This window comes from Streptomyces sp. NRRL F-5727 (assembly GCF_000719555.1).
Lineage (GTDB): Bacteria > Actinomycetota > Actinomycetes > Streptomycetales > Streptomycetaceae > Streptomyces.
Genome location: NZ_JOGX01000044.1, coordinates 87,728 through 102,805, shown reverse-complemented (window position 1 = coordinate 102,805; position 15,078 = coordinate 87,728). Strand labels below are relative to the sequence as shown.

The 15,078-nt window shown below is 74.6% G+C and carries 12 protein-coding genes; 5 read left to right on the top strand and 7 right to left on the bottom strand.

All coding sequences use genetic code 11. The annotated features are described in order from the left end of the window. Nucleotides 1–34 precede the first annotated feature (34 nt). Nucleotides 35–1,537: a DUF5691 domain-containing protein gene (locus tag IF73_RS0126130; RefSeq protein ID WP_234338340.1), complete on the top strand. Its 1,503-nt coding sequence runs from the start codon at nucleotides 35–37 to the stop codon at nucleotides 1,535–1,537. A gap of 78 nt (nucleotides 1,538–1,615) precedes the next feature. Here the strand turns inward: IF73_RS0126130 and IF73_RS0126125 are convergent, their stop codons facing one another. Beyond that, nucleotides 1,616–2,026, bottom strand: coding sequence for a cobalamin B12-binding domain-containing protein (locus IF73_RS0126125; protein WP_030494332.1), 411 nt, complete (start codon nucleotides 2,024–2,026; stop codon nucleotides 1,616–1,618). Between the two features lie 289 nt (nucleotides 2,027–2,315). Here IF73_RS0126125 and IF73_RS0126120 point away from each other — a divergent pair, with 289 nt between their 5' ends. After that, nucleotides 2,316–3,113 (top strand): esterase/lipase family protein, encoded by a 798-nt coding sequence (locus tag IF73_RS0126120; protein ID WP_031012236.1) that lies wholly within the window; start codon nucleotides 2,316–2,318, stop codon nucleotides 3,111–3,113. 242 nt (nucleotides 3,114–3,355) lie between these two features. Further along, entirely contained in the window at nucleotides 3,356–4,912 is a 1,557-nt protein-coding gene (locus IF73_RS0126115; protein ID WP_031012234.1) for a M23 family metallopeptidase, read from the top strand. 73 nt (nucleotides 4,913–4,985) lie between these two features. On the opposite strand, the gene pcrA is transcribed toward IF73_RS0126115, so the two are convergent. Further along, on the bottom strand, nucleotides 4,986–7,454 hold the full coding sequence (pcrA, locus tag IF73_RS0126110) for a DNA helicase PcrA (protein ID WP_031012233.1): 2,469 nt from the start codon (nucleotides 7,452–7,454) through the stop codon (nucleotides 4,986–4,988). A gap of 170 nt (nucleotides 7,455–7,624) precedes the next feature. Further along, entirely contained in the window at nucleotides 7,625–7,978 is a 354-nt protein-coding gene (locus IF73_RS0126105; protein WP_031012231.1) for a hypothetical protein, read from the bottom strand. Nucleotides 7,979–8,323: 345 nt separating this feature from the next. Here IF73_RS0126105 and IF73_RS0126100 point away from each other — a divergent pair, with 345 nt between their 5' ends. Beyond that, nucleotides 8,324–9,451, top strand: coding sequence for a C40 family peptidase (locus tag IF73_RS0126100; RefSeq protein ID WP_031012229.1), 1,128 nt, complete (start codon nucleotides 8,324–8,326; stop codon nucleotides 9,449–9,451). A 20-nt stretch (nucleotides 9,452–9,471) separates the two neighbouring features. On the opposite strand, the gene IF73_RS0126095 is transcribed toward IF73_RS0126100, so the two are convergent. Next, on the bottom strand, nucleotides 9,472–10,203 hold the full coding sequence (locus IF73_RS0126095) for a LuxR C-terminal-related transcriptional regulator (RefSeq protein WP_031012227.1): 732 nt from the start codon (nucleotides 10,201–10,203) through the stop codon (nucleotides 9,472–9,474). Continuing rightward, complete coding sequence (locus tag IF73_RS0126090) at nucleotides 10,200–11,465, bottom strand: ATP-binding protein (RefSeq protein ID WP_031012225.1); 1,266 nt, start codon at nucleotides 11,463–11,465, stop codon at nucleotides 10,200–10,202. Before IF73_RS0126090 ends, IF73_RS0126095 begins: the two co-directional genes overlap by 4 nt. A gap of 168 nt (nucleotides 11,466–11,633) precedes the next feature. Here IF73_RS0126090 and IF73_RS0126085 point away from each other — a divergent pair, with 168 nt between their 5' ends. Next, nucleotides 11,634–13,001 carry a PspC domain-containing protein gene (locus IF73_RS0126085; protein ID WP_031012223.1) on the top strand — a complete coding sequence of 456 codons (1,368 nt, stop codon included), beginning with the start codon at nucleotides 11,634–11,636 and terminating at the stop codon, nucleotides 12,999–13,001. A 156-nt stretch (nucleotides 13,002–13,157) separates the two neighbouring features. On the opposite strand, the gene IF73_RS0126080 is transcribed toward IF73_RS0126085, so the two are convergent. Together IF73_RS0126080 and IF73_RS0126075 are read right to left on the bottom strand one after the other, a co-directional pair. Next, on the bottom strand, nucleotides 13,158–13,673 hold the full coding sequence (locus tag IF73_RS0126080) for a DoxX family protein (protein WP_031012221.1): 516 nt from the start codon (nucleotides 13,671–13,673) through the stop codon (nucleotides 13,158–13,160). Between the two features lie 103 nt (nucleotides 13,674–13,776). Next, entirely contained in the window at nucleotides 13,777–15,027 is a 1,251-nt protein-coding gene (locus IF73_RS0126075) for a hypothetical protein (protein ID WP_031012219.1), read from the bottom strand. Nucleotides 15,028–15,078: the final 51 nt, after the last annotated feature.

The window sequence follows — 15,078 nt, the reverse complement described above, 5'->3', positions numbered from 1 at the left end:
CCCCGGCACCCGCGGCCCCACCGCCGCCGACGCCCTGCTCGACACCGCCGCCCGCCACGCCCTGCGCCGCCGCGCCGGCCTGCGCCCCGGCCCCGCCGCCGTGCCGCCGGCACCGGCCCCGGAGGACCCCCGCCCGCCGCTGCCCGACGCGGCCCGCCGCCGGCTGGAGCGGCTGCTCGCCGGCCGCGCCGCGCCCGCGCCCGCGGGCGGCCGCCGGGGCACCGCGCCGGACCTCGCCGAACTGCTGCCGCAGTGGCTGGCGCTGGCCGTGGAGCGCGGTTTCAAGGCGCCCGCCGCGGCCCTGCCGGCGCTCCTCGACGCGGCCAGGGCGCGCACCGACCTGCGGCCCCAGGCGCTGGCGCTCGCCGGACCGCGCGGGCTGTGGCTGGCCGGGCTCAACCCGGACTGGCGGTTCGCGCTGCGGGGCGGCGGCGCGGGTGGCTCGCTGCCGGACCCGGAGGACGCGGAGGCGGTGCGGGAGCTGTGGGAGGAGGGCCTGTTCGCGGAGCGGGTCGCGCTGCTCGGAGCCGTACGGGCGAAGGATCCGGCGGCCGGGCGGGCCCTGCTCGCGGGGACCTGGGCCGGGGAGCGGGCCGAGGACCGGCTGATGTTCCTGGACTCGCTGCGCGCGGGTCTCTCGGCGGCGGACGAGGAGTTCCTGGAGGCGGCCCTCGCCGACCGCAGCCGCAACGTCCGGGCGACCGCCGCCGAGCTGCTCTCCGCGCTGCCGGGCTCGGCGCTCGCGGGCCGCATGGCGGACCGGGCGGTCACCTGTGTGGGACTGGACCGGACGGCGGCCGTGCCGACGGTCGTCGTGGAGGCCCCGCACGAGTGCGACGAGGAGATGCGCCGGGACGGTGTGTCGGCGGTGCCGCCGTCGGGCCGGGGCGAGCGGTCCTGGTGGCTGGGGCAGCTGGTGGAGGCGGCGCCGCTGTCCTGCTGGCCGGCCCGGTTCGGGGGGCGTGCTCCGGAGGAGATCGTGGCGCTGCCGGTCGCCGACGACTGGCAGGCGGAGCTGCACGCGGCGTGGTGCCGGGCGGCGGTGCGGCAGCGGGACGCGGCCTGGTCGCGGGCGCTGCTCGGCGCGCCGTCGGTGCCGCCTGCGACGGGTCCCGGCACCTCCTCGCTGGCGGAGCGGGCGCAGCTGCTCGCGACGCTCGATCCGGCGGAGCGGGCCGGGTGGGTGGCGGCGTTCGTGGCGGCGCACGGCCTGTCGGAGGCCTTCCAGCTGCTCGGGGTCTGCGCGGTGCCGTGGGCGGAGCCGCTGGGCGAGGCGGTGATCGACGCCCTGGACATCGCGCGGGACGCGGGCAGCTATCCGTGGAGCTTCAGCGGGGTGATGGGGCTCGCGGAGCGGTGCCTGTCCCCCACGGCCGCCCGGCAGCTGGAGTCGCTGGCCGCCGCGGTCCCGGAGGCGGAGGACGCCTCGCCGGGCGCGGGCGCGTACTGGGCGGAGGCGTTCCAGCGGCTGGTGGCGACGCTGGACCTGCGCGCCCGGATGCGCGCGGAGCTGGACGGCCCGGGCGCCCGGGCCTGAGGGCGGGTACGCGGACGGCCGGGAGCCTCGTCGGAGGGGGCTCCCGGCCGGTCGGGCCCGGACGGGTGTCAGGCGGGGTCAGGCGGCCGTCACGCGGACGTTCGCGTTCACCCAGTCGACGATCGACGCGGTCGTGGCGCCCGGCGTGAAGATCTCCGCGACGCCCTTCTCCTTCAGCGGCGGGATGTCCGCGTCGGGGATGATGCCGCCGCCGAAGACCTTGATGTCCTCGGCGTCGCGCTCCTTGAGGAGCTCGATGACCTTGACGAAGAGCGTGTTGTGCGCGCCCGAGAGGATCGAGAGGCCGATCGCGTCGGCGTCCTCCTGGATCGCGGTGTCGACGATCTGCTCGGGCGTCTGGTGCAGCCCGGTGTAGATCACCTCCATGCCGGCGTCGCGCAGGGCCCGCGCGATGACCTTGGCCCCGCGATCGTGGCCGTCGAGACCCGGCTTGGCGACGACCACGCGGATCGGACCGGTCACACCCATCACTGCCTCCACATGCGACCCCCGCGCAACTGTGCCGGGGAGGTGAACGAACGTTATCGACAGCATCCCGCAACGGGCCGTTTCGCGGTGCCCGGCGAGGGGGAAATCACACGTGGGACACGTTCGTTCCGCGGCCCACCCCGCTCCGGCCCTCCTCCTGGGCCACTCCAGCCGCCCGCGGGGCCGGTCGCGAACGGAGCCGCGACGCCGGTCGCCGGAGCTCCGTGCCGTCGTCCGTACGGCACGGGGGTCCGGCGCTCCGGCGTACGTGCCGCACGGGAGGTCGGCGATGGAGCTCGCCCAGGTCACCGCCCTGCTGAAGGCCACCACCCTGGAAGCCGCCGTCCTCACCGGCCGTCTCGTCCTCTATCCGTCGGGGCTCCTCTCCGGCCGGCCGGCCCCGGGCGCGTCGGCCGACGGGCCGGCGGTGGCCGAGGCGGGCGGCGGCGGGCGTCCGGTCGTGCTGCTGCACGGCTTCGCCGACAACCGCTCCGTCTTCCTGCTGCTGCGCCGCGCGCTCGCCCGGCACGGCCGCACCCGGGTCGAGTGCCTCGACTACTCGCCGTTCACCGGCGACCTGCGGACCGCCGCGGAGGAGCTGGGGCGGCGGATCGACGGGCTCCTGGACCGCACCGGCCGCGCCGAGGTGGACCTGGTGGGGCACAGCCTGGGCGGGCTGATCGCCCGTTATCACGTACAGCGGCTGGGTGGTGACGTACGGGTGCGGACGCTGGTCACGCTCGGCACCCCGCACGCGGGCACGACGGTCGGGACGCCGCTGGCCGACGCGCACCCGCTGGTGCGGCAGATGCGGCCGGGGTCGGAGGTGCTGCGGGAGCTGGCGGCTCCGGCGCCGGGCTGCCGGACGCGGTTCGTGAGCTTCTGGAGCGATCTGGACCGGATCATGGTGCCGGTGGAGACGGCCCGCCTCGACCACCCCGACCTGCTGGTGCACAACGTGCGGGTGAGCGGGATCGGTCATCTCGCGCTGCCGGTCCATCCGACGGTGGCCGCCGGGATCCTGGAGGCCCTGGATGCCGGTGGGGCGGAGGAGGCGGCGGACGAGGGGGCGGCCTCGGTGGCCTGACACCCCCGCTCGGGGCGACACCCCCGACACCGTTCTTCGAACGTTCCTCGAACACAAGGCCAAAGCTCTGTGCGTGAGCTGGCGAAACACGGCCGATTGCCCGTTTCCTGCGCCCGTCGGCCCTTCCGAAGATTGTCGGTCCCGCATACCGCCGGGTACAGTCGCGCCACTGCTTCCCCCCGGGACACCCCCTGTCGGGCCCGCCCCGGACTGGTCCTGCTGCCGAGGCGAGAGAGACGTTGGTGAACGACCAGCACCCCCACGCCGGGTACGCCGGAGACGGCGCCCACTCCACCGGCAGCTTCGCGACCGACCCGCTCTTCGGAACCTGGTCCGACACCGGGCAGACCGGCCACAGCGGCCAGTGGGACCTCGGCCAGTACGCCGCCACCGGCACGTACGACACGACGGGCCAGTGGGACACCACCGGCCAGTGGTCCACCGCCACCGCGACCGCCACCTTCACGGACCCCTACGCGACGGCGACGACGCCGTACGCGCAGCACGAGCAGTACGACACCACCGGCCAGTGGGACGCCTCCGCCTGGACCGCGGCCCAGCACACCGGCCAGTACGAGACCCTCCACTCCGGCGCCTACGCGGCGCAGGGCGCGTACGGGCACGAGGCGTACGACGCGACCGGCCAGTGGGCCGCCCCCGCCTTCGCGACCGACACCGGCGCCTACGACGCCACCGCCTGGAACCAGGCCGCCGACCCGGCCGAGCCGGTCGTCCCCCACCAGTACGTCCCCCCGACCGAACACGTCGGCCACACCGCCGAGTTCGAGTTCGCCTACGAACCGGCCCCCGAGCCCGAGGCGACGGCGTACGAGCCGGAGACGGCCTACGAGACCGAGGCCGCGTACGAGCCGGAGGCCGCGTACGAGCCGGAGGCCGCGTACGAGACCGAGACGTACGAGACCGAGACGTACGAGACGGTCGCGTACGACGCGCCCGAGGACGAGGCCCCCGCGCCCGCCGCCGAGGTCCGTACCGACGCCGCCACCGCCGCCCGTCCCGTACGCCGCTCCGCCGGCGGGAGCCGCGCCCGGCGCCGTACCCCGGCCAAGCGCTCCGCCCTGCTGACCGTCGCCGTCCCCTCCGCCTGCGTCATGGGCGTCGCCGGCATCGCCGCCGCCTCCGTCAGCGGACTCACCGGGGCCGACACCGACGGCCCCCAGCAGAAGAGCACCACCGCCCTCGCCGCCGCCGACCCGGCCGCCGTGAAGCAGGTCCCCGCCAACACCGCCCTGGACACCCAGCTCAGCGCCCTCGACGCCGACGTCCGCGACTTCGGCGACCGCGCCAGCCGCACCCAGGAGCGCATCGACCTCAAGGCCCGCCAGGCGGCCGAGAAGAAGAAGCGCGAGGAGGAGGCCGCCCGCAAGGAGGCCATGCGGCCCAAGTTCATGCTGCCGGTGAAGCTGCACCAGCTCAGCGCCCGCTTCGGCCAGTCCGGCGTCAACTGGATGTCCGTGCACACCGGCATCGACTTCCCCGTCCAGTACGGCACCCCCGTCATGGCCGCGACCGACGGCACCGTCCGCACCCAGTGGAACCCCGCCTACGGCAACATGGCGATCGTGACCGCCGCCGACGGCACCGAGACCTGGTACTGCCACCTCAGCAGCACCAAGATCCGCTGGGGCCAGGTCAAGGCCGGCGACGTCATCGCCTACTCCGGCAACTCCGGCAACTCCACCGGCCCCCACCTCCACTTCGAGGTGCGCCCCGGCGGCGGCTCCGCGATCGACCCGCTGTCCTGGCTCCGCAGCCACGGCCTCGACCCGACGAGCTGACACCCCGTCCCCGCACGCGCGAGGGCCCGGTCCATCGGACCGGGCCCTCGCGCGTGTCGTACCGGCGTACCGGCTACAGCTTCTCGACCGGCGCGTACCGCAGCAGCAGCCGCTTCGGCTTCTCGTCGCCGAAGTCGATCGTCGCCTGGGCGTCCGAACCCCCGCCCGTCACCGCGAGGACGGTACCGAGCCCGAACTGGTCGTGGGTCACCCGGTCGCCGACCGTCAGCGCGACCACCGGCCTCTCCGAGCCCGCGCGGCGCGTCGCGAAACCGGACGGGCCGGAGCGGGCGCGCGAGGAGGAGAGCGAGGACGTCAGCGAGGAGGCGATCCCCGACGTCGGCCCCGCCGGCTTCGCCACCGGCCCCGTCCGCTTCCACTCCAGGTAGGCGGGCGGGATCTCCTCCAGGAAGCGGGAGGCCGGGTTGTACGAGGGCTGGCCCCAGGCGCTGCGCATCGACGACCGGGTCAGGTACAGCCGCTCGCGGGCGCGGGTGATGCCCACGTACGCCAGGCGCCGCTCCTCCTCCAGCTCCTTGGTCTGGCCGAGGGCCCGCATGTGCGGGAAGACGCCGTCCTCCATGCCGGTGAGGAAGACCACCGGGAACTCCAGGCCCTTCGCGGTGTGCAGGGTCATCAGCGTGATGACGCCGGAGCCCTCCTCGTCCTCGTCCGGGATCTGGTCGGAGTCGGCGACGAGCGCGACCTTCTCCAGGAACTCGGCGAGCGTCCCCGCCCCTTCCTCCTCACCGCGCTCCTGCTCGAACTCCAGGGCCACCGCGGCGAGTTCCTGCAGGTTCTCGATCCGGGTCTCGTCCTGCGGGTCGGTGGACGCCTGGAGCTCGGCCAGATAGCCGGTCCGCTCCAGGACGGCCTCCAGGACGACGGCGGGACCCGCGCCGGACTCGGCGATGGTGCGCAGCTCGTCCATGAGCGTGTTGAACCGCTTCACGGCGTTGGCCGAGCGGGCGGCCATGCCGTACGCCTCGTCGACCCGCTTGAGGGCCTGCGGGAAGGTGATCTTCTCCCGGAGGGAGAGGGCGTCGATCATCGCCTCGGCGCGCTCGCCGATGCCACGCTTCGGCACGTTGAGGATCCGGCGCAGCGGCACGTTGTCCTCGGGGTTGGCGAGGACGCGCAGGTAGGCGAGGACGTCCCGGACCTCCTTGCGCTCGTAGAAGCGCACGCCGCCGACGACCTTGTAGGGCAGGCCGACCCGGATGAAGATCTCCTCGAAGACGCGGGACTGGGCGTTGGTCCGGTAGAAGACCGCCACGTCGCCGGCCTTCGCCTCGCCCTTGTCCGTCAGCCGGTCGATCTCGTCGGCGACGAACTGGGCCTCGTCGTGCTCGGTGTCCGCGACGTAGCCGGTGATCTGCGCGCCCGCGCCCGCGTTGGTCCACAGGTTCTTGGGCCGGCGGGACTCGTTGCGCTCGATGACCGCGTTGGCCGCGGAGAGGATCGTCTGGGTGGAGCGGTAGTTCTGCTCCAGCAGGATCGTCGTCGCGTCCGGGTAGTCCTCCTCGAACTGGAGGATGTTGCGGATCGTGGCGCCGCGGAAGGCGTAGATCGACTGGTCGGCGTCGCCGACGACGCACAGCTCGGCCGGGCCGAGGTCCTCGTAACCGGTGCCGACCAGCTCGCGGACGAGGGTGTACTGGGCGTGGTTGGTGTCCTGGTACTCGTCGACGAGGACGTGCCGGAAGCGGCGGCGGTAGTGCTCGGCGACGTCCGGGAACGCCTGGAGCAGGTGGACCGTCGTCATGATGATGTCGTCGAAGTCCAGCGCGTTCGCCTCGCGCAGGCGCGCCTGGTACATCCGGTACGCCTCGGCCAGCGTCTTCTCGAAGCCGTCGGCGGCCTGGTCGGCGAAGGACTCCTCGTCGATCAGCTCGTTCTTCAGGTTGGAGATCTTGGCGCTGAAGGACTTCGGCGGGAACTTCTTCGGGTCGAGGTCCAGGTCGCGGCAGACCAGCGCCATCAGGCGCTTGGAGTCGGCGGCGTCGTAGATGGAGAACGACGAGGTGAAGCCGAGCCGCTTCGACTCGCGGCGCAGGATGCGGACGCAGGCGCTGTGGAAGGTCATCACCCACATCGCGGCGGCGCGCGGGCCGACCAGCTGCTCGACGCGCTCCTTCATCTCGCCGGCGGCCTTGTTGGTGAAGGTGATCGCCAGTATCTGACCGGGGTGCACGTGCCGCGTGCCCAGGAGGTGCGCGATGCGGTGGGTGAGGACCCGGGTCTTGCCGGAGCCGGCGCCGGCCACGATGAGCAGCGGGGAGCCGGTGTGGACGACGGCGGCGCGCTGCTGCTCGTTCAGCCCCTCCAGCAGGGAGGCCGGGTCCACGGCGGGACGGTGGGCGCCGTCGCGGTAGTACGGGTCGCGGGGCGGGGGCGCGTCGAAGTGCTCCCCGAACAGGTCGTGCGGGACGTCCTCCGCGGCCGGGGCGCCGTGCTCGTCGTCCTCGGGCGGGGGCGGCACGTCCTCCGGGGAGTGGGACTGGAGGCCGGCCAGGAAGCTGTCGTCAAAGAGGCTGCTCATCGCCTCCCGAGTCTAGGACGCCGCGCCGACAACCGGGTCCGCCTTCGGCATGCCGGCGGTGTGAGGGCGCACACCGGGTGCACGCCGGGAGCGCATGGGGAACGCACCGGGGCGCGCACCCGGGGGCCGGGCTCCGCGGGTCCGGAGCCGGGCCCCGGGCGGGCCGGGGCTCAGACCCAGAGGGTGGCGATGAAGATGTTCGCCGTGGTCAGACCGCCGACGGCGGCGAAGAGGCCCTTGTCGGCGGTCTCCTCGTCGCGCTTGACGTAGACGATCCCGAGGATCACCACGAGGATCAGCAGCTTGATGCCGACCTTGAGGTTGTTGACCGTCTGGTCGTCGGCCTGGTTGAGGCCGACGAGCGCGACGCCGGTGACCAGCATGGTCAGCGCGCCGTGCAGCATCGCCGGGGTGAAGCGGGCCGTGCCGGCGCCGATCGCCTTCATCTGGGTGAGGAATCCGCCCAGCAGGGAGGCGATGCCGATGATGTGGAGCGCGACGAAGACATTGATGAGGACGTCCATGGGGCGGAGCCTAACCGGGCCCCTAGCACCGCTCCCCGGCCGGGTCCACCCACTCTCCCGCTTCGGTCGCCGGTCCCATGGAATCCATCGCCGACCGCCCCGGCAGGCGAAAGGGAACGGTCCCGGGAGGTCATCCGGCGCCAATAGCGGTCAACCCGCCGCCGGGGCGTGACCCCCGGGTCTAGCGTCCTGCCCCAGGTGGTCGGCTCCCCACCCCGCCGGATCACCCGGCGGTGCCGGCCATCCCCGCCGGAGAACCCCGGCGGCGGCCCGTCTCCCCTGTGCGGTCCGCCGCCGGCCCCGGCCGGCACCGTCCCCCACAGGGAGAGGATGTGACCCGCCCTCGTGGCAGCTCACCGAAAACCCCGGCCGTCCTCGCTCGGCCGCCCCGCGGCCCGCACGGCCGCCACGCTCGCCCTGGCCTCGGCCGCCACCGCCACCCTCTTCGAGGGCGCGGGACACGCCGACCCGGCCCGCCCCGACCGCACCCCCGCCCAGGTCAGGGCCGAGGTCGACCGGCTCTACCAGGAGGCCGAGGCCGCCACCGAGCGGTACAACGGCGCGAAGGAGAAGGCCGACGCCGCCCGCACCTCCTTCGACGAGCTCCGCGACGAGGCCGCCCGCCGCACCGAACGGCTCAACACCGCCCGCCGGAGCCTCGGGGCCGTCGCCGCCGCCCAGTACCGCTCCGGCGGACTCGACCCGGCCGTCCAGCTCGCCCTCACCTCGGACCCCGACCAGTACCTGGAGCGGGCCGCCCTCGCCGAGAAGGCCGGCGACCGGCAGGCCGCCACCGTCACCGCCGTACGCCGGGAGCTCGCCGCCCTCGCCCAGCTGCGCGCCGAATCCGCCGGCCGGCTCACCGCGCTGCGCGACCACGAGGCCGAGCTGCGCCGCCAGAAGGCCACCGTCCTCGGCAAGCTCACCGCCGCGCGGGAACTCCTCGCCCGGCTCACCGCCGAGGAGCGGGCCCGGTACGAGGCGGCCGTCGCCGCCCGCACGACCGCCCCGGCCACGACGACCGCCACCGCCCGCCCCGGCACCCCGGGCACCGTCACCGCCGGCGGCTCCACGGCGCGCGCGGACCGCGCCTCCGGCGACCGGGCCCCGGTGGCCGCCCCCGCCGGCCGTGCCTCCGCCGCCATCTCCTTCGCCCGCGCCCAGCTCGGCAAGCCGTACGTGTGGGGCGCCACCGGCCCGTCGGGGTACGACTGCTCGGGCCTCACCCAGGCCGCCTGGCGCGCCGCCGGGGTCTCCCTGCCGCGCACCACGTACACCCAGATCAACGCCGGGCGCCGGGTCTCCCGCTCCGAGCTGGCCCCGGGCGACCTGGTGTTCTTCTACTCCGGGATCAGCCACGTGGGCCTCTACATCGGCGGCGGTCAGATGATCCACGCGCCCCGGCCGGGCGCCCCGATCCGGATCGCGCCGATCGACGAGATGCCCTTCGCGGGCGCCACCCGCGTCGCCTGACCCCCGCCCGGCCGGGTCCCTCAGACCAGCCGGCGGGCGGCGGCCCAGCGGGTCAGCTCGTGCCGGTTGGAGAGCTGGAGCTTGCGGAGCACCGCGGAGACGTGCGACTCGACGGTCTTCACCGAGATGTAGAGCTGCTTGGCGACCTCCTTGTACGCGTAGCCGCGGGCGATCAGCCGCAGCACCTCGCGCTCCCGCTGGGTCAGCCGGTCCAGGTCCTCGTCCACCGGGGGCGCGTCGGTGGAGGCGAAGGCGTCCAGGACGAAGCCGGCAAGTCGCGGGGAGAAGACGGCGTCGCCCTCCTGGACCCGGAAGATCGAGTCCACCAGGTCGTCGCCGGTGATCGTCTTCGTGACGTAGCCGCGGGCGCCGCCCCGGATCACGCCGATCACGTCCTCCGCCGCGTCCGAGACCGAGAGCGCGAGGAAGCGGACCGGGTCCTCGGCCGCCGCCATCACCCCGGCGCAGCGGCGCAGCACCTCGACCCCGCCGCCGCCGGGCAGGTGCACGTCGAGGAGGACGACCTCCGGCCTGGTCGTGGTGATCACGGTGACGGCCTGGTCGACGTCGGCGGCCTCGCCGACGACCTCGACCCCGGTGATGTCGGTGCGGCCGATCTCGGCCTGCACCCCGGTACGGAACATGCGGTGGTCGTCGACGAGGACGACCCGCACCCGGCGGCCGGCCCCGCCCGCCGCGTCCGGCCCCGTCGCCCCGTCGGCTCCGGTCGTCGCCCCGGTCTCGTCGCTCATCCGTCCGCCCTCTCCATCTCCAGCTCGACCTCGGTGCCCCCGCCCGGCACGGCCCGCAGCCGGGCCGTGCCGCCGTTGCGCTGCATCCGGCCGATGATCGATTCTCGTACGCCCATTCTGTCCTCGGGGACCTCGTCCAGGTCGAACCCGGGGCCGCGGTCGCGCACCGACACGAAGACCGTGCGCCCCTCCACCTCCGCGTACACCTGGACCGCCCCGCCCTCGCCACCGTACTTCGCGGCGTTGACCATCGCCTCGCGCGCGGCCTTCATCTGCGCGGTCAGCTTCTCGTCGAGGGGGCAGTCGCCGACGACCACGACCTCCAGCGGCACCCCGTGCTGGTCCTCGACCTCGGCGGCGGCCCGCTTCACCGCCTCGGCGACGGTCTCCGGCTCCTCGTCCCCGCCGCCGCCCTCCGGCTTGTACAGCCAGTTCCGCAGCTCCCGCTCCTGGGCGCGGGCGAGCCTGCGGACCTCGCCGGCGTCGTCCGCGTTGCGCTGGATCAGGGTGAGGGTGTGCAGCACGGAGTCGTGGACGTGGGCGGCGACCTCGGCCCGCTCCTGGGCGCGGATACGCAGGGTCCGCTCCGCGGTGAGGTCCTGCGACATCCGTATCAGCCAGGGGCCGGCGAGCAGCGCTATGCCGGTGAGGACGGCGGCGGCGGCGGTGAGCGCGGTGCCGATCTGGGCGATGGAGCCGCGCACGACCATGAAGACCGCGAGGCCGGTGCCGACCAGGGCCACGCCGACGAGCCCCCGCACGAGATGGAAGCCGCGCCCGTGGGTGACCGCCCGGCCGGTCCAGGTGTCGCGGCGGGCGTTGTCGGCCTGCCGCCACACCAGGACCACGCCGAGGCCGATGAGCATCGCCGGCCACACGTACCGGCCGGTCTCGCCGTCGATCCTGAGGTTCGCGATGAAGACGGACGCGCCGATCGCGAGGGCGACGAGGGCGAGGATCTGGCCGCGGTCGGGTTTACGGAGCCGGCGTCTGCCGTCCTCGGTGCGCTCGAAGACGGTGAGCGGCTTGTCCCGGCCGCCGACGCCGAGCGGGACGACGATCCAGAAGACCGCGTAGAGCAGCAGCCCGAGGCCCTCGGTGAGCACGAGCACCGCGAAGACGGCGCGGACCCAGGCGACGGGCAGGCCGAGGTGTCCGGCGAGACCGCGGGCGACACCGCCGAGCCACCGCCCGTCGGCGCTGCGGTAGAGCCTGCGCACGGGCGGTTCGTCGAAGTCGGTGACGCGAGCGGTTGCGGACATGCACCGATCGTCACACGCCGGGCCCTCCCCGGGCATCAGGGTCCGCCCTGAGATCGCCCCCTGGTTCGCCTCGGGGTCGGCACCGGCGTGGCGCGGCGCCGAATATCAGGGTCGCGCCAGGGTCGTTCCCGGTGCCGTCCGGGGGTCACGGGCGGTCACCATGGACGCATGACGAGTTCGACGCCTTCGCGGCCCACGCAGCACGAGGCCCCACCGGTGGCCGGGGACGCCCCCGCGGCCCCGCCGCGCCGTTCGCGGACGAGCCGAGTGGTCGGCGGCGTCTGCGGCGGTCTCGGCCGGCACTTCGACATGGATCCGGTGATCTTCCGGATCGTGCTGGCGGTGCTGGCGGTGACGGGCGGCGTCGGTCTGCTCTTCTACGGCTTCGCGTGGCTGCTGATCCCGCTCGTGGGAGAGGACGAGAGCGAGGGCCGACGGCTGCTGACCGGCCGGGTGTCCGGGGCCGCGCTCGCGGCGGTCCTGATGGCGCTGGTGGGCTGCGGGATCTTCCTGTCGATGCTGCGCACCAACTCGATGGTGGGCTTCGCGGTGCTGCTGTCGCTGGTGACGGCCGGTGCCGCGTACTGGTCGCAGCGCCGGCACACCGCCGTGGAGGAGGCCGAGGGCGACCCGGAGGCGCGGCCGAAGGCCCCGCACGTGCGGGTCCCGGTGCCGCCGGAGGCGAAGGCGCCGCCGCTGACGTACATCGAGAGCCAGATGATGTCGTGGTGGCGGGACCCGATCGTGAAGGACGGTTCGACCGGCAAGGTGGCCTTCGGCTACATGTGGGGGCCGGTCGGGATCGTCGACGCGGAGGGCCGGGTCGGCGGCGAGGTGCCGAAGCCCGGCAGCCGGTGGGGCACGCCCGTCGATCCGGCGCGCCCGGCACCGTCGGTGCGGCGCACCCCGTACTCGATCGCGGGCCTCGTCCAGCTCTTCGCGCTGGCCGCGGCGGTCACGGGGACGGCCCTGACGTGGGAGTCGCAGCCGCTGGGCGTCAGCCTGGCGACGGGGCTCGCGGCGGCGCTGGCCGTGTTCGGCCTGGGTCTCGTCGTCAGCAGCTTCCTGGGCCGCACCGGGTTCGGCACGATCCTCCAGGTGGTGGTGACGTCGGCCTTGCTGGCCGGTGCCGTCGCGCTGCCGGAGAAGATCACCACGGAGTGGACGCGCCAGACGTGGACGCCGGCCGCGGTGACCGCGGTCGAGCCGCGGTACGACCTGGGCGCCGGGGTGGGGACGCTGGATCTGTCCCGGCTGTCGGTGCCCGAGGGGACGACGGTGAGAACGGCGGTCGACGTGGGCGCGGGGAAGCTGGAGGTGGTCGTGCCGGAGAACGTGGTCGTGAAGCTGCACGCCCAGGTGGGTCTCGGTGACCTCCAGCTGCCCGGGCAGGCGGCCGACGACATCGACATCGCCCCGGACCGCGACGAGACGCGGACGCTGAACCCGCCCGCCGGCACGGAGCCGGCGGGGACGCTGGACCTCTCGCTGGAGGTCGGTCTCGGACAGGTGGAGGTCACCCGTGCTGCTTCATGAGTTCCGTCCCGGCCGGCTGGTCGTCGGCCTGGCCGCGCTCGGCCTGGCCGGCGCCTACGGCGGGGACCTCGCCGGCTGGTGGACGACCCCGTGGTGGCTGGCGGTCCCGGTGATGTGCGGCGGACTCGGCCTGGCCGGGCTGCTGACCTGGGTGGCCTACGGCCTCCGGCGCCGTTCGGCGAGAAGACGGTCGGCGGAGAGCACCGGGGCGCCGGCGAGCAGCAGCGGCAGCCAGGCGATGAGATAGGCGAGGTCGTTGCCGAGGTAGTAGGGGTTCACCTGCCAGCTCACGGTGAGCCAGAGGCTCAGCGAGATGAGGGCGCCGCCGAGGGCGGCCACCCGGGCGAGGAGGCCGAGGAGGGTGCCGAGGCCGACGGCCAGCTCCCCGAAGGCGATGGCGTAGCCGAAGCCGGTGGGGCTGTGGAGGGCGAGGTCGACGAGCCAGGGGAAGGCCGAGGAGTCGCGGACGCCTCGCATGGTCTCGCCGATGGAGCCGGTGCCGGTGTCGGCGAGGAAGGCCGGGTCGGTGAGTTTGTCGAGACCGGCGTAGACGAAGGTGACGCCGAGGAAGATCCGGAGCGGAAGCAGGGCGTAGCGGGAGGCGGTGGCCTTCCAGGCGTCCGTGCGGTCTCGCAGGGTGGACCCGCCGCGTCGGTCCGGGTACGCGCTCATGATCGGTCACCTCTCCACACCCCGTACGACTGTTCGCGGACCGATTGTCTCCGGTTGTGCTGTGAAGGGATACGCGGAGGGGCTGGACGGAGGGGCCGGACGGTCAGTCGGCGACGTCGATCACGACCCGCTCGGTCTCGAGTCCGGCGGCGGTGACGACGGAGACCTCGACCCGGCCGGGCTCGACGTCCGCGGGGAGCGGGACGGTCAGGACGGTGTCGGTGGGGTTGGCGAAGCCGCCGGGGACGGGGACCAGGGGGACGTGGGCGTGGACGGCGCCGATCCGGACGACGAGCCGGGTGAGCGGGTCGGGGGCGGCGGCGCCGGGCGGGACGAAGCCGTGGCCGCGGATCTCGATGTCGTCGCCGACGCGGATGGGGGCGTCGAGGTCGCCGGCCTCGCGGGCGCGGACCACGGAGTGGACGACGGGCGGGCCGCCTTCGGTGCACTTGGCGGCGAGGTGCCAGGCGGCGGAGACGGCGACGAGGAGGGCGAGGGACCAGGGCGGCGCGGGGAGACGGTCGGGGGCGGTGGCGAGCCGGACGGCGGCGAAGACGAGGACGGTGCCGGAGACGAGGACGTACTGGACGTCGGCGAGGTCGGCGCGGCCGTTGTCGTCGCAGAGGAGGTCGGCGGCGCGGGGCCGGTCGGCGCGGACCTTCTGGAGCCGTCGGCCGGCGATCCGGGTGGAGACGACGAGCCGGGCGGTGACGGCGACGGCGGAGACGAGGGCGAGGACGGTGACGAGGGCGGCGGCGCCGGAGAGGCCGAAGGCGGTGGCGGTGAGCGAGCGGAGGGTGAGGAAGAGAAGGGTGTAGCAGAGGAAGAGGAGCCAGGCGGCGGCGACGGCGCGGGTGGTGGAGAGCCGGTTGTCCTCGCCGGTGAGCGGGGCGAGCAGGCCGCCGCGGGAGCGGTGGGCGTGGGCGGCGGCGGTGAGGGGGACGGCGAGCAGGAGGGCTGTGCCGAGGCCGGCGGTGCGGGCGGCGGTCCAGCCGGTGCCGAGGGCGGTGAGGGCCTGGCCGAGCAGGAGGGCGAGGACGGCGGCCCAGACGGCGGCGAGGCTGCCGGTGCGGACGCGGGCGAGCCAGGCGAGGCCGGCCTCCCGGCCGTGGGCGGTCACGGCACGGGCGGACTGGGCGAGCTCGTCGGAGACCCACTGGCGGGCGGCGACCGGGGAGTGGGCGACGGCGGCGGGGACGCCGTGGCCGGCGGCGAGTTCCTCGCGGCGGGCGAGGAAGGCGGCGACGGCGCGGCGGTGGCCGGTCTCGCCGCAGTGGGCGCAGCCGGCGCAGGCCGTCGGATGCTCGCCGGCGCCGTGGCGCCCGCCGTACTGTCTCGCCTCTTGAACCGCCACGGTGCCGCCACTTTCCGAGTTCCCGAGCTCAACTTGCCGCTGATTCCTCGG